This window comes from Nonomuraea sp. NPDC003560 (assembly GCF_042878785.1).
Classification (GTDB): Bacteria; Actinomycetota; Actinomycetes; order Streptosporangiales; family Streptosporangiaceae; genus Nonomuraea.
In genome coordinates, this window is the sequence record NZ_JBIAOF010000021.1 from 65,860 (window position 1) to 85,948 (window position 20,089).

General features: G+C 73.3%; 21 protein-coding genes. 7 read left to right on the forward strand and 14 right to left on the reverse strand.

Annotation, left to right across the window (positions count from 1 at the left end):
• The 5 genes from ACFYUV_RS49080 to ACFYUV_RS49100 are packed head-to-tail and all read right to left on the reverse strand — an operon-like array spanning position 1 to position 3,654.
• Positions 1 to 1,386, reverse strand: a complete 1,386-nt coding sequence (locus ACFYUV_RS49080) for a hypothetical protein (protein WP_387682605.1) — start codon at positions 1,384 to 1,386, stop codon at positions 1 to 3.
• The gene (locus tag ACFYUV_RS49085) at positions 1,383 to 1,730 is read right to left on the reverse strand and encodes a hypothetical protein (RefSeq protein WP_387682608.1); all 348 of its coding nucleotides are present in this window, start codon (positions 1,728 to 1,730) and stop codon (positions 1,383 to 1,385) included. Before ACFYUV_RS49085 ends, ACFYUV_RS49080 begins: the two co-directional genes overlap by 4 nt.
• Positions 1,731 to 1,748: 18 nt before the next feature.
• On the reverse strand, positions 1,749 to 2,282 hold the full coding sequence (locus ACFYUV_RS49090; RefSeq protein ID WP_387682610.1) for a hypothetical protein: 534 nt from the start codon (positions 2,280 to 2,282) through the stop codon (positions 1,749 to 1,751).
• 9 nt (positions 2,283 to 2,291) lie between these two features.
• Entirely contained in the window at positions 2,292 to 3,389 is a 1,098-nt protein-coding gene (locus tag ACFYUV_RS49095; RefSeq protein ID WP_387682613.1) for a tetratricopeptide repeat protein, read from the reverse strand.
• Positions 3,390 to 3,426: 37 nt separating this feature from the next.
• Positions 3,427 to 3,654: a hypothetical protein gene (locus tag ACFYUV_RS49100; RefSeq protein ID WP_358301777.1), complete on the reverse strand. Its 228-nt coding sequence runs from the start codon at positions 3,652 to 3,654 to the stop codon at positions 3,427 to 3,429.
• A gap of 224 nt (positions 3,655 to 3,878) precedes the next feature.
• Here ACFYUV_RS49100 and ACFYUV_RS49105 point away from each other — a divergent pair, with 224 nt between their 5' ends.
• Positions 3,879 to 4,667, forward strand: coding sequence for a LuxR C-terminal-related transcriptional regulator (locus ACFYUV_RS49105; RefSeq protein ID WP_387682616.1), 789 nt, complete (start codon positions 3,879 to 3,881; stop codon positions 4,665 to 4,667).
• Here ACFYUV_RS49105 and ACFYUV_RS49110 read toward each other — a convergent pair.
• On the reverse strand, positions 4,654 to 4,812 hold the full coding sequence (locus tag ACFYUV_RS49110; protein ID WP_387682619.1) for a hypothetical protein: 159 nt from the start codon (positions 4,810 to 4,812) through the stop codon (positions 4,654 to 4,656). The genes ACFYUV_RS49105 and ACFYUV_RS49110 overlap by 14 nt on opposite strands.
• A 164-nt stretch (positions 4,813 to 4,976) precedes the next feature.
• On the opposite strand from ACFYUV_RS49110, the gene ACFYUV_RS49115 reads away from it, so the two are divergent.
• The 3 genes from ACFYUV_RS49115 to ACFYUV_RS49125 all read left to right on the forward strand — a co-directional run bounded on the left by ACFYUV_RS49115 (position 4,977) and on the right by ACFYUV_RS49125 (position 9,198).
• Positions 4,977 to 7,643: a tetratricopeptide repeat protein gene (locus ACFYUV_RS49115; RefSeq protein ID WP_387682621.1), complete on the forward strand. Its 2,667-nt coding sequence runs from the start codon at positions 4,977 to 4,979 to the stop codon at positions 7,641 to 7,643.
• Between the two features lie 144 nt (positions 7,644 to 7,787).
• Positions 7,788 to 8,096 (forward strand): hypothetical protein, encoded by a 309-nt coding sequence (locus ACFYUV_RS49120; RefSeq protein ID WP_387682624.1) that lies wholly within the window; start codon positions 7,788 to 7,790, stop codon positions 8,094 to 8,096.
• Positions 8,097 to 8,253: 157 nt separating this feature from the next.
• The gene (locus tag ACFYUV_RS49125; RefSeq protein ID WP_387682627.1) at positions 8,254 to 9,198 is read left to right on the forward strand and encodes a TIGR04222 domain-containing membrane protein; all 945 of its coding nucleotides are present in this window, start codon (positions 8,254 to 8,256) and stop codon (positions 9,196 to 9,198) included.
• 69 nt (positions 9,199 to 9,267) lie between these two features.
• Here ACFYUV_RS49125 and ACFYUV_RS49130 read toward each other — a convergent pair whose 3' ends face one another.
• Entirely contained in the window at positions 9,268 to 9,885 is a 618-nt protein-coding gene (locus ACFYUV_RS49130) for a GNAT family N-acetyltransferase (protein WP_387682630.1), read from the reverse strand.
• Positions 9,886 to 10,068: 183 nt separating this feature from the next.
• Between ACFYUV_RS49130 and ACFYUV_RS49135 the strand changes: the two genes are divergently transcribed.
• Together ACFYUV_RS49135 and ACFYUV_RS49140 are read left to right on the forward strand one after the other, a co-directional pair.
• Positions 10,069 to 10,764, forward strand: coding sequence for a hypothetical protein (locus ACFYUV_RS49135; RefSeq protein WP_387682633.1), 696 nt, complete (start codon positions 10,069 to 10,071; stop codon positions 10,762 to 10,764).
• Between the two features lie 76 nt (positions 10,765 to 10,840).
• Entirely contained in the window at positions 10,841 to 11,536 is a 696-nt protein-coding gene (locus ACFYUV_RS49140; RefSeq protein WP_387682636.1) for a LysR family transcriptional regulator substrate-binding protein, read from the forward strand.
• A 65-nt stretch (positions 11,537 to 11,601) separates the two neighbouring features.
• On the opposite strand, the gene ACFYUV_RS49145 is transcribed toward ACFYUV_RS49140, so the two are convergent.
• The 4 genes from ACFYUV_RS49145 to ACFYUV_RS49160 all read right to left on the reverse strand — a co-directional run bounded on the left by ACFYUV_RS49145 (position 11,602) and on the right by ACFYUV_RS49160 (position 16,411).
• Positions 11,602 to 12,819, reverse strand: coding sequence for an MFS transporter (locus ACFYUV_RS49145; RefSeq protein ID WP_387682639.1), 1,218 nt, complete (start codon positions 12,817 to 12,819; stop codon positions 11,602 to 11,604).
• 243 nt (positions 12,820 to 13,062) lie between these two features.
• Positions 13,063 to 13,908, reverse strand: coding sequence for an alpha/beta fold hydrolase (locus tag ACFYUV_RS49150; protein WP_387682642.1), 846 nt, complete (start codon positions 13,906 to 13,908; stop codon positions 13,063 to 13,065).
• Positions 13,908 to 14,840 (reverse strand): VOC family protein, encoded by a 933-nt coding sequence (locus ACFYUV_RS49155; protein ID WP_387682645.1) that lies wholly within the window; start codon positions 14,838 to 14,840, stop codon positions 13,908 to 13,910. Before ACFYUV_RS49155 ends, ACFYUV_RS49150 begins: the two co-directional genes overlap by 1 nt.
• A 26-nt stretch (positions 14,841 to 14,866) precedes the next feature.
• Positions 14,867 to 16,411 carry a bifunctional 3-(3-hydroxy-phenyl)propionate/3-hydroxycinnamic acid hydroxylase gene (locus ACFYUV_RS49160; protein ID WP_387682648.1) on the reverse strand — a complete coding sequence of 515 codons (1,545 nt, stop codon included), beginning with the start codon at positions 16,409 to 16,411 and terminating at the stop codon, positions 14,867 to 14,869.
• Positions 16,412 to 16,597: 186 nt separating this feature from the next.
• Between ACFYUV_RS49160 and ACFYUV_RS49165 the strand changes: the two genes are divergently transcribed.
• A complete protein-coding gene (locus ACFYUV_RS49165) occupies positions 16,598 to 17,266 on the forward strand; it encodes a TetR/AcrR family transcriptional regulator (protein WP_387682651.1) in 669 nt (222 codons plus the stop codon).
• Between the two features lie 3 nt (positions 17,267 to 17,269).
• Here ACFYUV_RS49165 and dmpG read toward each other — a convergent pair whose 3' ends face one another.
• From dmpG to ACFYUV_RS49180, 3 genes are read right to left on the reverse strand one after another with little or no spacing between them, the layout of a single operon-like run.
• Positions 17,270 to 18,295, reverse strand: coding sequence for a 4-hydroxy-2-oxovalerate aldolase (dmpG, locus tag ACFYUV_RS49170; protein WP_352364326.1), 1,026 nt, complete (start codon positions 18,293 to 18,295; stop codon positions 17,270 to 17,272).
• Positions 18,292 to 19,239: an acetaldehyde dehydrogenase (acetylating) gene (locus ACFYUV_RS49175; protein WP_387682654.1), complete on the reverse strand. Its 948-nt coding sequence runs from the start codon at positions 19,237 to 19,239 to the stop codon at positions 18,292 to 18,294. Before ACFYUV_RS49175 ends, dmpG begins: the two co-directional genes overlap by 4 nt.
• Positions 19,236 to 20,060 (reverse strand): 2-keto-4-pentenoate hydratase, encoded by an 825-nt coding sequence (locus tag ACFYUV_RS49180; protein ID WP_387682657.1) that lies wholly within the window; start codon positions 20,058 to 20,060, stop codon positions 19,236 to 19,238. Before ACFYUV_RS49180 ends, ACFYUV_RS49175 begins: the two co-directional genes overlap by 4 nt.
• Positions 20,061 to 20,089: the final 29 nt, after the last annotated feature.

Genomic DNA, 20,089 nt, shown 5'->3' on the forward strand with positions numbered 1-20,089 from the left:
TCAGAAGCCCGACAGATGCCCGGCCGCCGACTCGGAGCCGCCGTCGCCGCCCGGCGCCGCCGGTTCGCCGGTCGCCGGGACGCCTCCGTCCGGCTGGACGGCGGCGGCCTGCGCCGGTTCGTCATGCTCCTGGCTCGCTCCGGCCTGGGCCTGCTGCGCCGCGTCCGGACCGCCATGGGCATGGCCGGTGTCACCGGACGCCGCGGCCGCGGTCTCGGGCTGGGAGCCGGGCAGCGGGTGCCAGCCGCCGTCGGGCGACTGGTAGGCGGCCGAGACCAGCTCCGCCGTCCCGGTCTGGCCGCCGTCGCCGGCCGTCCCGTCGTGCACGGGGAGCGGGTGCCAGGCGCCGTCGTGGCCCAGGAACCAGGCCGCGTTCAGCTCGACCCCCGGCGTGCCGCCACCGGCGTCGGGCGAGATGGGCGCGGCGGGCGGGACGGGGTGCCACGAACCGGCGGCGTCCTGCGTCCAGTCCAGGTTGACGACGCTCTGGGCGCCCGCGATCGTGTGGCCGTCCGGGCCGATGGGATGCCAGGTGCCCTCCGGGCCGCGCCAGCCCGACCCCGCGGTGCCGGGCGGGTCGCTCGCCGACACCTGGTGCCAGGCGCCGGCGGCGTCCCGGTAGCCGCCCTCGGTGTGCGTGATCGCGCCGGGGACCGGGGTGGAGGAGATCGCGTGCCAGGCGCTGCCCGGTTCGTACCACCATCCGCCCTGGAACTCGACGATCCCGTGCGGCGTCAGCGGGGCCGAGGGGTGATGACGGTGTTCCGTGGCGGGACCGGCCAGGCCGGGCAGCGCGTGCAGCGGCGGCGCGACGTCGGAGGGCAGGGTGAACGCGGCCTCCTCGGCGCTCCCGTGGACCGCCCGGAAGAGGAGGTCGCCGAGGTCGTGGGCGACGTCGTGGCCGGTGGCCGCCTCGATGCCCTTGATCGCCGTGGTGCCCACGCCGTAGCCCGCCAGCGCGGCGCCGACCAGCGCGCCGGCCGGGGTGGTGACGTCCAGCAGCCCCAGCGTGGCGGAGTAGACGCCGGCGAGCCCGGTCGCGGCGGTGGCGGCGCCGTCGAGCACCTGCTCGCCGTTGCCGCCGCCCAGCCCCGTGCCGAGCTTCACGCCGCCGTTCCAGGTGTCGCGCGCGCCGGCGAACAGGCCGTAGCCGCTGATCGCCTGGTTCAGCGGCGGGAAGGCGAACGGGCCGGAGGAGCCCAGGCCGTGGGCGCTGCCGCCGAGCCTGTCGAAGTCGGTGTTCATCAGGAAGCTGGGCACCGTGAAGACGTTGACCACGTGCTGGAGGGCGTCGTCGGCTCTGCGGGCCGCGTCGTCGACGCCGCGCAGCACGTCCGCGGCCTGGTGCAGGGCGTCCCGCAGGGCCTGCGGCAGGAGGTCCGTCATGACCGGGTGAACAGGCCGGCCCGCGCGACGGTGCCGCCCGGCTCGGGCCCCGGCGCCCCGGCCGCCAGTGCGAGGTCCAGCTCTGCGGCCAGGATGGCCGCCGCGTGCGCGTACGGCCGCGGCCCGACCGCCGCGGGATCGGCCTCCCGCCTGGCCGCCAGCTCGATCCAGGTCGCGAACGCCTCGGCCAGCGGCTGCTCGGCGGGCTCCGGCCGCAGTTCGCCGGCCTGCTCCACGAGCGCGGCGATCAGCTTCCTGCGCAGGCCCGACCCCGGCGGCCGAGGCGGGACCGCCTGGACGACCTGCATCACGGAGATCGCGGCACGCACCACGTCGACGATCATCTCGGCCTCCCGGCCCGCTCAGGACGCCGGGACCCGGACCTCGCCGAGGACCAGGTCACGCCCGTCCGGCCAATGGAAATCGTGCAGGGTGACGGTGAGGCGGGACGCCCTCGGCGAGGTGTCCCACACCGTGAACACGAGCTTGCTGCGCTGACCGAGCGGCGGGTCGCCGTCCCCGCCGCCCTGGAACGGCACCGACGCGAGCTCGCTGCCGCTCGCCCGGTCGCTGATGCGGTAGATCATCCGGGAGGCGAACTGCCGCTCCTCCCGGGTCACGTACGCGGTGACGACGATCGACGGCCTGGTCCTCCCCATCCACCTGCTGACCGTCCGAGCGGTCCGCTCCACCGTGAACCGCCAGCCGTACCCGTGGATCGTCCACGGCGGCGGCCCGGACGCGTTCTTCCTGATCGGCTCGTCGGCCTCCAGGAACGGCAGCCTGGGCAGGCTGAGCCCGGGAACGGCCGGCCCGTCGAGCCCGATCCGGGGGACGACCAGCGCCGCCGCGATCAGCACGGCGATCACCAGGTTGGCGCGGGCGAAGAAGCGCATCCGCCGGCCCTAGAAGAGGATCTTCTTCATGGCGCGGCGCTCGCGCACGACCGGTCCCTGCAGTTCCTGGTAGAGCTTGTCGACCTGGCCCGGCCCGCCGAGCCCGGCCAGGACGATCGACTCCTTCTCCGTCCCGAGCATGTAGGTCAGCTCCAGCGAGGCGGTGTTCGTCAGGTAGGAGGACAGGGTGCGGACGTAACGGACCTGGGTGATCGAGGCGTACAGGATCACCTGCTTGCTCCGGTCCCTGACGCCCTGGGCCACGTCGACGCGGCGCTGGTGGAAGACGTACGACGTCACCCTGGCGGAGACGACGGCGGCCACCCAGGCCGCCACGGCGTACAGCCCGAGCGCCACGACCAGCAGCGGGACCCGCAGCACCGAGACGGACAGCGCCAGCGCCGTGGCCACGAGCGGGGTGAGCGCGAGGTGCCGGGTCTGCGTCCTGGTGGACCACACTTCCTGGCCGATGTCGTAGACGGCCCGTTCGTCCAGGTCGTCGGCCATGGTGCGGTACGGCGTGACCCCCGCCGCGACGGCGCGGGTGTACTCCAGGGCGGCGGCGTGCTCGGCATCGTCCGGGACCATCACCTGCGGCGGCGCGGCGGCCACCGAGGGCAGCGTCCCGGCGGCGGCGCCCGCAGGCGGCGGTTCCGAGGTGGTGGGCCGGCGCGACGGGTCCGCGTCGGCGGCCGGCGGCGGCGCGGCCGGGGTGGTGGGCTGGTGCGCGGGATGGCCCGTGGCGGCGCCGTCGGCCGTCCGGCAGGCCGCCAGGCGGGTGTGCACGTCCTTCACCACGTCCCCCGCCAGCGACTGGCGGAAGGCGACCGCGGCCTCGTCGGGCCTGCCCTGCTCCTGGAGCGCCACGCCCAGCTCGTAGGCGGCCAGGTGGTGCGCGGGCTCGGCCGCCACCACCGCGCCCAGGTGCCGCTCCGCCTCGCGCCACTCGCCCAGCTCGTTCAGACACACGCCGAGCGAGTACCGGCAGACCCGGTCGCCGGGGAACTCGGCGACCATCTCCAGGAGCACGTCCCGGGCCTCGGCGGTCCGTCCCGCCCGGTAGAGGGCCAGCGCCCGGTCGAAGCCCTCGTCGTCCTGTGCCGACATGCGTCCACCCTCCGCTCTCGGGTCCGAGCCGGACGTCTCAGTGGTGGGGCAGTTCCGGGTACACCACGAGGAAGAAGACGGCCAGGGCGATGACGGCGATGATGATCTGCGTCCCCAGGCTCAGCTCGTCGCCGCCGCCGTCGCGGCGGGCCCGCCAGTCGTCGCGGTTGCGCCGGCGCGACGACTCGTCCATGGAGCGCCGGACCATCTCCCGCTGGTGGTCGATCCGCCGCGAGCTCTCCCGCTGGTAGTCGTCGAACGGCATCTGTCACTCCTTCTGGGTCGCACCGCCTGGAGCCAGAGTGATACGGAACGTCATCACCTGGTAACGATAAGACGAAAAACTGCCGTACTCCAGTCGCGCCCGCACATCCGCCGATGGAGACCGACACCCCACTGTCCCGCCGGCCGGCCGGGCCGATGAATACGAAGAAGTGCGTACTTCCGATTCGCTGTGCCGGATGGTAGCCGTTCATGCACAATGCGCCCATGACGTCATTGTTCAGGGACGATGGCCGACGCATTCACGACCTGGCGATGGACATCCTCACGACGAGAAAGCCCGTACGCGTCTGGCCGCTGCTGATGGAGCGGCTGACGAAGGACCTGCCGGGAGACCTGGCGGTGCTCATCGACCTGGACTGGACGGCGGGCACCGGGCACGCGCTGACCGGCTCGCCCGACTGGCTGCACCAGGCGCCGCTGGACGCCCTCATCCACTCCCACATGCGCGCGCACCCGCTGCTCCGCCACTACGCCAGGACCCGCGACCGCACCCCTCTGGCCATGGACGACGTCGCCGACGGCGACTGGTGGAGGAGCGAGGCCTACCACGCAGGCCGGGCGGCGATCGGCATCGACCGCCAGCTCGCCCTGCCCCTGGACGCCCGTCCGGGACAGATCCGCGGCGTCATCATGAGCCGCGACGGCACCGGCTACAGCGACCGGGACCTGGAGTACGCCGCTCTCGCGCGTTCGCTCCTCGACACGGTCGAAGCGCACGAGAAGGCCGTCTTCCGGCTGCCCGCGCTCGCGGACCCGGCCGAGCACGGGATCACCCTGCGCGAGATGGCGGTCCTGATGTTGCTGAGCGAAGGGCTGACCGCGTACGCCATCGGCCGCCGGCTCACCATCAAGGAGGCGACGGTGAACAAGCACAAGGAGAACCTGTACCGCAAGCTCGGCGTGCACGACCGGGTCACGGCGCTGCGCAGGGCCCGCGCGCTCGACCTCCTGCCGCCCGAACCGGGACGGGACGCCCGGCTCAACGGTGAGTGATCCACCAGAACAGCAGGCCGACGAGGCCGCCGCCGGCGGCTTCCGCGGCCCCGCGGGCCAGGGCGACGGCGAGGGTGCGGCGGAGGCGGGCGGAACGGCGGCGCGACGCGGAGGCGGCGCGGCGGGGTGCTCGGTTGTCGGTCATGCCGGCCATGACACCGGGGCCGGCGGCGAGGGTGAAGGTATGCCGGACAGGTCTGGATTCACGGGATTAAGCTGCTGGTGGCGGTGATCCGGACCGGTCCGTCCCGGATCCGGCAGGACGGTCCTGATCCAGACGGACGGGTCTCGCTGGGTGGAGAGGCGGACGTGGTGGCGGATTCACCGTTTCGGCCGCAGGGGTCGGGCTCCCGGGTCCTGGCCGAGCTGGCGCGGCTGTGGGACCAGGCCCGCGTCCACAACCCCGGCCGGGTGACGCAGAAGGAGCTCGCCCGGGTCTCGGGGGTGCCGCACACGACGGTGAACGGGTGGGCGACTGGGGCCGCCGAGCCGCGGAATCTGGACCAGCTCGTCCAGGTCGGCGCGACTTTGGCCGCGTGGGCGAACGAGCCCCTCCCGTCGGCGCGGGACTGGGACCGGCTGATGGCCGCCGACCGTGCCCGCCCGGCTCCCGCCCCGGCCGACGTCGGCCCGCCCGTGCCCGCGCCCGCGGAGCGGGTTCGGGTGGGCGTGATCCCGCAACCTGCCGACTGCTTCCAGGACCGGCAGGTGGCCGAGGATGTGGAGGCCGCGGCCGGCGAGGGCGGGACGGGTGCGCCGGCCCAGGTGCTGACGGGGACGGGCGGGGTGGGCAAGACCCAGCTGGCAGCCGCCCACGCCCGGCGCGCCTGGCGGCAGGGGGTGCAGGTGCTGGTGTGGGTGGAGGCCGCCACCCGCGACGGCATCGTGTCCGCCTACGCCCGCGCCGCGGCGCGCCTGGGCCTGACGCCGGCCGGCCTGGACGATCCCGACCAGGCGGCACGGGAGTTCCTGGTCTGGGCCGAGACCACCGGCCGGTCCTGGCTGGTGGTGCTGGACGACGTGCGGCGTCCCAAGGACCTGGCCGGCCTGTGGCCGCCGTCGGCGGTTTCGGCGGCGGGCGGCCAGGTGCTGGTCACCACCCGGCTGCGGGAGGCGGCCCTGGCCGGGGCGGACCGGCGTACGGTCGGCGTCGGCACCTTCACCGCGGCCGAGGCCCGCTCCTACCTGAGAGCCAAGCTCGGCGACCACGTCCCGGTCGCCGACCTGGACGCCCTGGCCGCCGACCTGGGGTTCCTGCCGCTGGCGCTGGCCCAGGCGGCGGCCTACGCCGCCAACGCCGCGATCGGCTGCGCCGAGTACCGGCGGCGGCTGGCCACGAGGTTGCTGGGCCACGCCGTGCCCGGCGAGGACCACCTGCCCGACGGTCATCGCCGGATCGTCGCCGCCACCTGGGAGCTGTCGATCGACGAGGCCGGCCGGGCCGCACCCGCCGGGCTCGCCCGCCCGCTGTTGTGCCTGACCAGCGTCCTGGACGCGGCCGGCATCCCGCAGGCGGCGCTGACCAGCCCGCCCGCCCTGGCGTACCTGACCAGCCACCTGCCCGATCCCGCACCCCTCGGCGGTGGCGGCGTGGACGCGGCAACGGTGAACCAGGCGATGGTGGACGAGGTACTGCGGGTGCTGCACCGGCACAGCCTGCTCGACCACGACCGCACCGCCGCCCACCGCGAGATCCGCGTCCACCGGCTCGTGCAGCGCGCCACCCGCGAGCACCTCGTCGCCCGGCCGGAGCTCGGCCCCCGCCTGTTCGCCGAAGTCGCCGGCGCCGCCGCCGACGCCCTGCTGCACGTCTGGCCGCCGGTCGAACGCGACGGGCTCGGCGAGATCCTGCGCGCCAACACGACCGCCTTGCAGCAGGCCGCCGGAACCGCCCTGTGCAATCCCGGCGCCGGCGCCCATCCCCTGCTGTTCCAGGCCGCCGCCAGCCTCGGTCACGCCGGACGGGTCACCGCCGCCGTCGCCGCCTCCGCCGGCCTGCACGCCACCTGCCTGCGCGACCTCGGCCCCGACCACCCCGACACCCTGGCCATCCGCGGCAACCTGGCGGGCTGGCGGGGGCGAGCAGGGGACGTGGCCGGCGCGGCGGCCGCGTTCGCCGAGCTCCTGACCGACATGGAACGGGTCCTGGGCCCCGACCACCCCACCACCCTGGCCACCCGCACCAACCTGGCGGGCTTCCGGGGCCAGGCGGGGGACGTGGCGGGGGCGGCCGCCGCGTTCGCCGAGCTCCTGACCGACATGGAACGGGTCCTGGGCCCCGACCATCCCGCCACTCTCGCCACCCGCCACAACGTGGCGTCCGCGCGACGCGAGGCGGGGGACGCGGCGGGGGCGGCCGCCGCGTTCGAGGAGTTGCTGGCCGATCGCTCACGGTTGCTGGGCCCCGGCCACCCCGACACTCTGGCCACCCGCAGCCACGTGGCCTCCTTGCGGGGTGACGCGGGGGACGCGGCGGGCGCGGCGGCCGCGTTCGCCGAGCTCCTGACCGACATGGAACGGGTGCTGGGCCCCGACCACCCCGAAACCCTCGCCACCCGTGCCAACCTGGCCGGATGGCGGGGCCAGGCGGGGGACGCGGCCGGTGCGGCCGCCGCGTTCGCCGAACTCCTGACCGACATGGAACGGGTCCTGGGCCCCGACCACCCCGCCACCCTGGCGGCCCGCGCTCACCTGGCGTCCTTCAAGGGCGAGGCGGGGGACGCGGCGGAGGCGTACGCCGCGTTGGAGGAGCTGCTGGCCGATCGTCTGCAGGTGCTGGGCCCCGATCACCCCAGCACCCTCACCACCCGCAGAAACCTGGCGAGATGGCGGGGCGAGGCGGGAGACGCCGCGGGTGCGGCCGGCGCCTACGAGCGGTTGCTGACCGATCTCCTGCGGGTGCTGGGCCCCGGCCATCCCTGGACCGTGGCCGCCCGCGAGGAGCTGGCGTACTGGCGGGAGGCCGGACGGCAGTAGGAGCGCACGGGTCCCGGCACGTGGCCAGCCCCTTTTCCGGCTCGATTCCTGTGCCCGTGAGGCCAAGCATTCCTGACCTCGACACCCTTTGTGGTGAACCGAATACTGAGCGTGACAAACTCCTCGGACGGAAGGATCCCCCCCATGCCCACCGCCCGCATCGCCTCCGGTCAGACCGCCCCAGGACAGGGCTGGCAGGCTTACGGCTCCAACGGCATCTACATCGACGTCGACACCAGCTCCGCGCACTTCTCCGGGCGTCCGGTCTACGTCACCTCCGTCAGCGGCACCGGCGGCAACCAGTGGAACCTGGTCGGCCCCAGCGCCGTCTACGACGCCACCGCCAACAAGTTCCGCGTCTACGTGCAGTGGCGTGACGCTTCGGCGCTGTCCCCGGGCACCGCCCAGCAGTTCGGCTGGTACATCCAGTGGATCGGTTACGACAACCCCTGACCCGCGGCTCGCACGGCCGGCCGGCGCCCGGACGGGCCCGGCCGGCCTCGCCATGCGGGGCTCCCAGGCGGCTCTCGTGCCCGCGGTGGCCGGATGTGGCGTTCGCCGGAACCTTCGTGCCCGCCTCACACGTTGATCAACAACACGGGAGGCAGGCATGGATGTGATGCTCGCAGGGTTGGCGGTGCTCCTCGGGGCGGTCACCGTCGGCACGGTCCTCGCGGCCGAGTTGGCGCACGTCCGCGCTCGCCTGCGGCTCGGCGGGCTGCGCGAGGTCGACCTCGGTCATTACGAGCTCGCCTATCTGGCGGGCGGTCCCGTACGGGTGGCGGACACCGCGATCGGGCTGCTGGCCAGGGAAGGGGAGATCCGCGTCTCCCGAGGCGGGAAGATCCATCGCGTCTCCACGGCCGTGACGGCGGGATACCCCGTGGAGGAGCGGCTGGTCGCGATCCTCGCCAAGCGCAGGAGCTCGCCGGTCGTCCAGGTCAAGCGCCGCCTGGCGGACAGCGCGGAGGTCGCCGGGATCAGCCGCCGGCTCGCCGACCTGGGCCTGCTCGTCGACTCCCGGAGCGTGCCCGGGCTCCGGGTCTGCCGCGACGTCCTGAAGCTGATCCCCACGGTCGCGGCCGTCGCCGCCGGGGCCGACGTGATCTACATGATCGTCGCGCAGTCGCCGCCGCTGAGCGTGGCCGCCCTGTTCGGGTTCGGCGGGAGCTGGCTGGCGGCCAGGAAGATCCGGCCCCTGTACGTCAGGAACCGGCCGGTCCGGCTCGGCCGCGCGGGCCGCCACCTGTTGGAGAAGGCCCGCCTGGCACACCCGTACGGGGCCGAGACCGACGCCGTGGCCGTGCCGCTCGCACTGTACGGACTGAGCCACCTCGGCGACCCGCACCTGTCAGCCGAGCTCAGCAAACGTTCGATCCCGGACGGCCACCTCTACCCGGCCGCCCCCAGCACCCCAAACGACCAGTGCGGCTCCGTCGGCTGGACCCCGGACGACAGCGGAACCGGCACCTGGGACGGCAGCGGCGGCTGGAGCGGCGGCTGGGACGGAGGAGGCGGCGGCGCGGGCGACGGCGGAGGCGGCGGCGGGGGCTGACGGGCGGCACCACACTCCCCCGCTAGCTGGACGAGGTGCGCCCACTACAATCGGGTCTGCCCGATCGGATCACCCAGCGGTGCCTGATGGCGGGTGCAGGTCCAGGATCATGTCGAACGACTGCGCGCCGTCCTTCCCGGTGAAGGAGCCGACCTGCTGGAAGCCACGCTTGTGGTAGTAGCTGATGGCACGCGGGTTGTCGGCGAGAACGCCGCCGAACAGGATGATTCTCTTCCTGCCGAACTGCCGTGCGACGTCCGCCACGAGCGGGAAGATCTGCGTTCCCACCCCCCTCCCCTGATAGTCGTCGGCCAGGGTGGGGCCGAAGCGGCAGTCCGTCGCCGTCAGGTGGATGCCGGCCTCCTGGTAGCGAGCGATGTCCGAGGGGTGGAGATCGAGACTGAACTCGACAAGGCCGACGATCCTGCCGGACAGCCCCTCCTCAAGCACCAGCCTGAGCTTGTCGTAGCGCGCGATCGCGTCACACAGCTTCCGGGCAGCCTCGAGGCCGTACCCGTCGAAGGCACTCAGTCGCCTCGATTCGGCGGACAGCCCCTCAAGAAAGGCTGCAAGACGCTCCGCGTCAGTGTGCAAGAGCGGCCGGAAGACGACCTCCTGACCGTCATCCAGGTTCAGGCGACGCGTCAGGACGAGGGGGTCTTCGGCGACCGCCGTCAGTGTGAGCACCTCAGCAATCCTTCCCCGCTCCATCCTCGGTGGCGCGAACCTACTGGTCGCCAACCTTCGGCGGCAACGCGAACGTTCGATGTCAGCCCTCGCCCCGTCGCGCTGTGGGCATGAGTGATCGCTCATGGCGGGGGCGTGGTTCGGCATTGGTGCTCATGGCGGGGCCGTCGCATAGTGAGGGCCATGGACCGATCCCTGCGTGTCGCGGTCATCGGCGACCGCGATCCGGCGTTTCCTCCGCACCTGGCCACCGACGACGCCCTCCGCCACGCCGCCGCGCACCTCGGCGTCGGGGTGGACGTCCGCTGGCTCGCCACCGAACCGCTCGAGTCCGACCTGGCCGAGGTCGAGGCCGCCGACGTGTTGTGGTGTGCACCCGGCAGCCCGTACCGCAGCCTGTCCGGCGCTCTGGCCGCGCTCCGGCACGGCCGCGAGCACGGCGTCCCCACGCTGGGCACGTGCGGCGGCTGCCAGCACATGGTCATCGAGTACGCACGCCACGTGCTCGGCTTCGAGGACGCCCAGCACGCCGAGTACGACCCGTACGCCTCGACCTTGTTCGTGTCGGAGCTGACCTGCTCGCCGGCGGGCAAGACCATGCCCGTGACTCTGGCGTCCGGTTCCCGGGTGGCCGCGTTGTACGGGCGGAGCGAGGTCGAGGAGGAGTACTACTGCAATTTCGGCCTCGCCCCCGACCGGCAGGCCATCCTGCACGACGGCGGCTTCCTGGTCACCGGCGTGGACGGCGACGGCGAGGCCCGGGTGCTGGAGATCCCCGGGCATCCTTACTACGTGGCCACGCTGTTCGTGCCGCAGGCCCGCTCACGTCCCGAGGAGCCGCACCCCTTGGCGGCCGGTCTGCTGCGTGCGGCGCTGTGACGTTCACCCAGCTCAGGATCCTTCAGGCGGTCGCGCGGACCGGCAACATGACCAGGGCCGCGCTGCGGGGCGGGCCGTGTGCCGCCGCGCGACGCTCATCCTCACCCAGGCGGAGGCGCTGGAACAGGAGGTGGCCGCGATCCGCGGGCAGGAGCGGGGCAGCCTGCGCGTCGGCGTGATCCCGAGCGCCAACGCGCGGCTGCTGCCGCCTCTGCTGCGCCGGTTCGCCGAGGCGCATCCGCGGGTGCGGCTCGCGGTGATGGAGGGCTCGGACCACGAGGTCCTGGAGTGGCTGGAGACCGGGGTCGCCGACATCGCCACTGTGTCGGCCGCGGCCGGCGAGGTCTCGCTGCCCGCCGGATCGGTGGCGCGGCCGCTCGCCACCGACCGCATGCTGGCCGTCCTGCCCAGCGGCCACGAGCTGAGCGTCCGCCCTTCGTTGCCGGTGGCGGAGCTGGCGCGGCACCCCTTCATCATGTCCACGGGCGGGTGCGAGCCGCTGATCACGGCGATCGCGCGGGCGGCGGGTGCGAGCCTGACGTGTCATTACCGGGTGCGTGACACCAACAGCATCCTGGCCATGGTCGCCGAGGGGCTCGGGCTGAGCATCGTCCCCGAGCTGTCGCTGCCCGCCCACCTCAGCGGCGTGCACGCGATCCCGCTGGAGCCCGCCGTCGCGCGGACCATCCTCCTCGCCTTGCCCGCGGACCCGCTCCCGGCGGCCGTCGCCTTCGCCGAACTGGCCGCCGCCCACCATGCGGCGTCCCCGTGAACTCACGGCGATCGGCGCAGGAACCGGATCGGCCGGGCCGTAGCGCCGGCTTGCCCAGGGGCGACTCAGGCTTGGGGTGGGGCCACGGCGTCGGGGGGCAGGCGGCGGGCCAGGCGGAGCAGCGCGAGTGCGGCCGGACCCACCAGGGCTGCCAGTGTCAGCCACAGCAGCAGCGGGGCCATGTCGAGCAGGGCCGAGAACCCGGCGGGTGCGAGGACCGCCGCGAGTGCCCAGGTCTGCTGGTAGATCGCCAGGTAGCGGCCCCGGAGGGCCGGTGGTGCGGTGGCCGCCGCGAGGGCCCAGCTGGGCACGGTGTGCATGAGCTCGCCGAAGGTGAGGACGAGCGTGGCGACGAGCAGCCCGCCGACGCGCGGGAGTCCGGCGGGCAGCAGCGCGGTCGCGGCGTAGGCGGCGCACGCCGCCATCAGGATCAGGCCGCTCAGGGCCATGGCGTGGGTACGGCGGGCGTGCCGCTGCCACCTCCGGACCGGGAGCTGACCCGCCGCCACCAGGACCGTGTTGATCGCGTAGAGGACGCCCAGCAGGGCCGGCGGGACGCCGAGCACCGTGACCGCGTACACCGGCAGGGCGACGGGGAGGACGAGGTGGATCAGGGTGTACGCCTGCTCGGCCGCCACCAGGGTGAGGAACGGCCGGTCGGCGAACACCTGCCGGTAACCGCCCGGATTCCGGGGCGGCGGTGCGGGCGCGCGCCGTCCCGAGAGCAGCAGGCATGCGGCCGCCAGGGCGAAGCTGGCCGCGTTCATCAGGGCGACGACCGCGAACCCGGTGGAGCCGGCGAGGGAGACCAGACCCGCCGACAGCAGGCCGCCCAGGCCGAAGGCGACGTTCCTCGCCGTGGCGATCAGGGTGTACAGCCGGTCCCTGAGCGCGCCCTCCGCCAGTGCGGAGACGTGGCCGCCGGAGGCGGGATAGTAGGCGCGGTCGCCGGCCGCGATCAGGGCGGCGACGACGAGCAGGGCCACAAACCCGTCCACCAGGGGATAGGCGGCGAAGGCGGCCGCACGCAGCACGTACGTGGCGATCAGCACGCGGCGCGCGTCGAACCGGTCGATGAGGATCCCGGCCACCGGGTTGGCCGCCAGCCCCACGACCGCCGCCACGGTGACCCCGAGCCCGACGGTCGTCATGGGCAGGCCGGTCACCTCGTGGATGAACAGCAGGGTCAGGGGCACGTACAGGCCGTTGCCGAGCGCGTCGACGAACATGCCGACCAGGAACGGGCGTACGCCGACGACACTCGTGAGGGAGGGGGAAGCCATGTGATCAGTGTTGCCAGGCGCTCATGGGGACGGCATCGGCCGCTGGGTCCCATGAAGGCGGCCTCCGGTCCGTCCATGGTCCTAGGTCTCCGGTTCCCGGGCGGGGCCGGACGCGTGGCGGAGGGGAAGTCCCTGCTGTGCGGCTCGCTGGGCCGAAGATCGCTGCCGTGGTGGCCATCGACGCGGCGGGCCGGGCGATCGGCGGTCCTGGGCGCGGGCAGGCAGCCGCCCGCGCCCCGGGGGTCAGTTGTTCGCGACGAAGTCGGCGACCAGCCGGTTGAACTCGTCGGCGTGCTCGATCATCGCCCAGTGCCCGCAGCGGTTGAGCAGCACCAGCCGGCTGTCCGGGATGTTGGCCAGCAGGTACAGGGAGGTCTCGAACGACACGACGCGATCGTCGCGGCCGTGGATGAGCAGGGTCGGCACCTGGATCCTCGGCAGCAGCTCCGGCTTGACCCACTTGGGCAGCGGGGCGCCCTTCGGCAGGCCGTCCACGTAGTTGCTCAGGTGGTCGGGGCGGGCGAGGGCGGCGTCCGAACGGGCCTGGCACAGCTCGGGGGTGGCGAAGCGCGCCTTGTCGTAGACCATGATCTCGACGAGCCGGCGCATGTTCTCCGGGCTCGCGTCCCGATACGCCTCGATCAGCACCTTCAGCCCCTCGGACGGGCCGTCGCCGGCGCCGAACAGTGTGGGGATCCGGCCGACCGGCGGCCCCATGGTGATCAGGTGCGAGATCCGGCCGGGGTGCTCGGTGGCCAGCCGCAGCGAGGTCTGCCCGCCCATCGAGTTGCCGACGAACGCGGCCCGCTCGATGCCGAGGGCGTCCAGGAACTGGATCGCCGCCTCCACGTGGTCGAGCCGGTCGACGGTCGCCGGGTCGGACTCGCCCCAGCCGGGCATGTCGACGGCGTAGACGTGGAAGTGCTCGGCCAGCGCCTCGATGTTGCCGGCGAAGTTGCTCCATCCGGTGGCGCCCGGCCCGCTGCCGTGCAGCAGCACGACCGGATGGCCGGAGCCCGCCTCGTAGTAGCGCAGCTTCCAGTCCTTGGTCCGGACGGTGCGCGCGATGTCCTTGGCGTCGAGTGCCATCAGTGGTCCTCCCCGTTCGGCGCGGGCGCGGCGGCCAGCAGCCCGGCGACGACGCCCGGGGGGCGGTGGCCCCAGCTGTGCAGCTTGTCGAGCGTCTTCACCTCCCACGTCGCGTCGTCGATGATCAGTCCGCCCCAGCCGTACTCCACGCTGAAGCCGGAGGGGGTGTGGACGTAGAAGCTGAACATGTGGTCGTTCGGATGCATGCCGAGCGTCATCTCGAACGGCTGCCTGGCGTCCATGCACCGGTCGTAGGCCAGGCCGACGTCGCGGATGTCGGTCACTTCGACCATGAAGTGGTGGGTCCTCTTCGGCGAGGGCAGGTCGCCGAAGGCCACGGTGTGGTGGCGGCCGTTGCAGTGCAGGAAGATCAGGTCGGCGACCACGCCCGGGGCCAGCTCCTCGACGATGACGTCGCTGACCTTGAAGCCGAGCAGGTCGATGTAGAAGTGCAGGTACTCCTCCCGGGAGACGCCGTGGGCCAGCAGCACCTGGTGGCCCGCGCCGCCGGCGCCCGTCACGAACCCGCCGAGCAGCTTCGGCGACTCGAACGGCGTGGCGGCGTCGGCCAGGCCGGTGACCAGCTCGACCCGGTTGCCCATGGGGTCGGCGGTGACGAAGACGCGCTCCACCTTGCGGGCGGCGGCGAGCGCGTCGTCGCCCTGGGTGACCTCGACGCCGGCCGCGCGCACCTTGTCCACCAGGGCGTCCAGCGCGGCGGCGTCGGAGACCTCGTAGCCGGTGGCCACCAGGTCGTCGGCGGGGCCGCCGGTGACGATCCAGCGGTGGGCCTTCTCGTCGGTGCGCAGGGTGAAGCCGCCGTCGGTCTTCTCACCGAAGCGCATCCCCAGCAGCTCGACGGCGAAGTGCTCCCAGTCGGCGAGGTCGCTGACCTCGTAGACGACGTAACCGAGCTCCTTGACTCCGGACATCTCTCTTCTCCTCTCGGGTGACAGGTTCACGCGGGCACGGCCAGGCCGCTGACGTCGGCCGCGGCGACGAACTTGTCAGGACGGACGGCCACGGCGCGGACGCCGTACCTGCGCAGCCAGGGCAGCAGGACCTCGTCGAGGTCGACCAGCTCCTCCGGTCCCTGCGTGTAGGCGGTCTTCGGCCGCACGGCGAGGTAGCGGGCGCCGAGCGCGTCCCAGCCGGCCCGCTCCTCCGCCGTCAGCAGGGTCGCCGGGTCGACGTCGTCGCCGAGCAGCACGAAGCCGTCGCCGAGCAGGTCGTCCAAGCGGGCCATCCGGCCGGTGGCGTCGCCGGCGACCGGCTGCGGGACCATCCGGCCGACGATGCTGGCGTCGCCCAGCGGCCCCCTGATCCAGCCGCCTTCGAGGACGGGCGGCGCGGTGAGCGGCGGCTCGTACGGCGTGACCGTGTCCTGGGGGACGGCGTTCATCGCGGCCTGCTCCTCCTCGGACAGCTCCTGCTTGATGACCCGGCCGAGCTGGACCGCGAGGCCGGTGTAGAAGGCGGTGTTCGGACGCCGTTCGGCCTCGTAGGTGTCCAGCCAGCTCTCGGGCAGCTCGCCCCTGATCACGCGGGCGAGCTTCCAGCCCAGGTTGTGGGCGTCGCGCATGCCGGACTGCATCCCGGCGCCGGCCCACGGCGGCATCAGGTGGGCCGCGTCCCCGGCCAGGAACACCCGGCCCTGGCGCCAGGTGTCGCACATCCGGACGTGGTGCTTGTAGAAGGCGTGCCGGTGGATCTCGACGTCCTGCTCGGTGACGCCCAGCGCCTTCAGCAGCGGCCAGACCTCGGCGCTGGTCGGGTAGTCCGCGGGGGACTCCGCCGGCTTGAGCGGGATCTCCCACCGGTGGTTGCCGGCGGAGAGCGCGATGTCGACGACCGGCCGCTCCTTGTCCGACCAGAACGTCAGGAAGTCCCGGTCGGGCCACCAGCGCTTGACGCGGCAGTCGATGACCACCCAGGTGACGTCGTTGGTGTCGCCCAGCAGGCGGCAGCCCACCTCGCCGCGGATCTTGCTGGCGCCGCCGTCGGCGGCGATGACGTACCGGGCGCGGGTGGTGCGCGCCTGCCCGGTCGCGGTGTCCGTGGAGGTGACGGTGACGCCGTCGGCGTCCTGGTCGATCCCCGTGACGTCGGCGCCGTAGTGGACGGTGATGCGGTCGCCGTGGTCCTGCGCGGCCGCGCGCAGCTCGGCCTCCATGGTCGGCTGGTAGATGTTGTAGAAGCGCGCCTTGCGGCCCAGCGTCGAGGGCGGGTGCTCGATCCGCATGATCTCCTGGCCACCGTAGGTGACCCAGCGCAGGGCCCGCTGGGGGTCGATCTTCTTCTCGATCCGCTCGTCGATGCCCAGGTCCTGGAAGATCCGCATCGTCCAGTCGTTGACGGTCACGGCCCGTGCCCGGGGGTAGATGTCCGTGTCCCGTTCCAGGGCGACGGCGGACACGCCGTACCTGGCGAGGGTGAGCGCGGCGATCACGCCGGTCGGGCCGTACCCGACGATCGCGACGTCCGCGTCGTAGCTGTCGGTCATGCGCTGACTCCGTTCTCGGCCGCCGGGGATCCGATGCGGCACTTTTGGACCAAACGTTCGGTCCAATTGTGAGGAGACTAACAACGACCTGCGGCGACGTGTCAAGACCTGTTCACGAACCGGTTACTGAGACCGCGTCCGGACCGCCGGACGAGCCGCTGTTCCGGGGTCCCTAGAATTCGGCTGGTGGAGAAGTCGGCGCGGGAGGCGCACACCGGAAACAGCCGCGGCCGCCGGTCCCGGCAGGAGATCCTCGACGCGGCCGCCCGGGTGATGTCCGTGCGCGGCTACGCCGGGACGTCGATCTCGACGCTCGTGAAGGAGACGGGCCTGCCCAAGAGCGCCTTCTACCACCACTTCGAGTCCAAGGCGGGGCTGCTGTCGGCCGTCATGGCCCAGGGGGCGCGGGGCTTCTTCGAGGCCATGCGCGAGGCCCACCGCGACCCGCCGGCCGGCGGCACCCCCCGCGAACGCCTGGGCTGGTACCTGCGCCGGACCGGCGAGGTCTTCGTGCACCGCGAGGAGTTCCTCCGCCTGCTGCTGGTGCTGGTGATGAGCAACGAGGCCGCCGAGGCCCCGGAGGCGATGCGGACCGTCATCGACGTCCGCGCCGAGGGCCGCGACCTCATGCGGCACATGATCCGCTCGTCGTTCGCCGGCGAGGGCGCGGAGGCCGCGGACGCGGTCGCGGACGCCCTCGCCCACTTCGGCATGGCCGGATTCGACGGCGCCTTCGTCTCGCTCCAGTCCGGGGACGGCAAGCCGATCGCGGAGTTCATGGAGGAGCTCGCCGACGCCCTGGTGGCGATCGGCGAGTCGCTGATCGCGGGCCGCCGGGGCGCGCCCGGCGGCTGACGGTCAGGCGGACCGCTGCTCGCGCCCGGCGGCGAGCGTGAGGGCGATGTCGACGATCATGTCCTCCTGGCCGCCGACCAGCCGGCGGCGGCCGCACTCCATCAGGATGCCGCGCACGTCGACGCCGTACCGCGCGGCGGCGGCCTCCGCGTGCCGCAGGAACGACGAGTAGACGCCGGCGTACCCCAGGGTGAGCGTCTCCCGGTCGACCCGTACCGGACGGTCCTGCAACGGGCGGACGATGTCGTCCGCGGCGTCCTGGAGCTGGAACAGGTCGCACCGGTGCTCGAAGCCGGACAGGTCGGCGACCGCGACGAACGCCTCCAGCGGGCAGTTGCCCGCGCCCGCGCCGTGACCGGCCAGCGACGCGTCGACCCGGTAGACGCCGTTCTCGACCGCGACGACGGAGTTGGCGACCGACAGCGAGAGGTTCTCGTGGGCGTGGATGCCGATCTCGGTCCCGGCGTCGAGCACGTCGCGGTACGCGCGGACCCGCGCGGCCACGTCGTTCATGGTGAGCCGGCCGCCGGAGTCGGTGACGTAGACGCAGTGCGCGCCGTAGGACTCCATGAGCTTGGCCTGCCGGGCCAGCTCCTCGGGCGGGGCCATGTGGGAGAGCATCAGGAACCCGGACACGTCCATGCCGATCTCGCGGGCCGCGGCGATGTGCTGGGCGGAGATGTCGGCCTCGGTGCAGTGCGTGGCGACCCGGACGGACCGCACGCCGAGGTCGTAGGCGCGCTTCAGCTCGTGGACGGTGCCGACGCCGGGCAGCAGCAGCGTGGTCAGGCGGGCGTTCTCCAGCACCGACGCGGCCGCCTCGATCCACGCCCAGTCCGTGTGCGAGCCGGGACCGTAGTTGAGCGACCCGCCGGCCAGGCCGTCGCCGTGCGCGACCTCGATCGCGTCGACGCCGGCCCGGTCCAGCGCCGTGACGATGCGCTTGACGTCCTCCAGGCCGATGCGGTGGCGGACGGCGTGCATGCCGTCGCGCAGGGTGACGTCCTGGACGAAGATCGGGGTGGTCATCGAAGGCCCGCCTTCCGTGCGGCGATGCGTTCCGCGACCCGCAGGCCGGCGGAGGTCATGATGTCGAGGTTGCCGGCGTAGGCCGGGAGGTAGTGCGCGGCGCCCTCGACCTCGAGGAACACCGACACCTGGTGGGTGGGCCGCGCCGCGCCGGCGGCCAGCAGCGTCTCCACCGGCTGGTCGGCGGGCACCTCGGTGATCTGCACCTGCTGCTTGAGCCGGTAGCCGGGCACGTAGGCGGCGACGTCGGCGACCATCTTCTCGACCGACCGGCGGATCTCGTCGTGGACGGCCGGGTCCGGCGCCGCGACGAGGCACAGGACGGTGTCCCGCATGATCAGCGGCGGGTCGGCGGGGTTGAGGATGATGATCGCCTTGCCGCGGCGCGCCCCGCCGATCTGCTCGATGGCGGCCGAGGTGGTCTCGGTGAACTCGTCGATGTTGGCCCGGGTGCCCGGCCCGGCCGACTTCGAGGCGATGGACGCGACGATCTCGGCGTACTCGACCGGCGCCACCCGGCTGACGGCGGCGACGATCGGGATCGTGGCCTGGCCGCCGCAGGTGACCATGTTCACGTCGGGCGCGTCGAGATGCTCGTCGAGGTTGACGGCGGGGACGACGTAGGGGCCGATCGCCGCCGGGGTCAGGTCGATCAGCCGCTTGCCGAGCGGGAGCAGCTTGGCGGCGTTCACCTCGTGCGCCTTGGCCGAGGTGGCGTCGAAGACGATCCCGATCTCGTCGAAGCCCGGCAGCGCGATCAGGCCGTCCACGCCCTCGGCCGTCGTCGGGACGCCCATCCGGGCGGCGCGGGCCAGACCGTCGGACGCGGGGTCGATGCCGACCATGGCGCCCATCTCCAGGTGACGCGAACCGCGCAACACCTTGATCATCAGGTCGGTGCCGATGTTGCCCGAGCCGATGATCGCGACCTTCGTCCTGCTCATGCTGCTGCTCCTTCGGTGAAGCGGACCGTCACCGTGCCGAGGTCGGACAGGGTGGCGGTGACGGTGTCACCGGCGGCGACCGGCCGCATCGGGCCGAGCGCGCCGGACAGGACGACCTGGCCCGCGCGCAGCGGCTCGCCGAGGTCGCGGGCCATGCGGGCCAGCCACACGACCGCCTCGATCGGGTCGCCCAGGCAGGCCGCGCCGGTGCCGGTGGAGACCTCCTGGCCGCCGATGCTCATCGACATCGCGACGTCCACCGGGTCGAACTCGCCGAGGGTGCGGCGTTCCGTCCCGAGGACGTAGGCGCCGGCGGAGGCGTTGTCGGCGACCGTGTCGCCGAAGGAGATGTCCCAGCCGGCGATCCGGCTGCCGCAGATCTCCAGCGCGGCGACGGCGTACTCGATCGCGGCGCGGACCTGGGGGGCGTCGAGCGGCCCGTCGTCCAGGTCGGCGCCGAGCACGAACGCGATCTCCGCCTCGGCCCGCGGCTGGAGGATCCGGCCGACCGGGATCGCGTCGCCGTCGGCGTAGGCCATGTCCTCGAACAGCACGCCCAGGTCGGGCTGGTCGACGCCGAGCTGGCGTTGCACCGCCTCCGACGTCAGGCCGATCTTGCGTCCGGTGATCCGCGCGCCGGCGGCCAGCCGGGAGGCGGTCAGCGCGGCCTGGACGGCGTACGCGGCGGCCAGGTCGTCGCGGCCGATCAGATCCCGCACGGGGGCGCACGGCACGCCGGACGCGGCGGCGCCGGCCAGCCGCCCGGCCGCGGCGGCGATGTCGGACGGGCTCGCGGCGGCGGGCCCGTTGGTTTCGTTCATCCCCCCACTGTGCAGGCAGGATGCCGCCC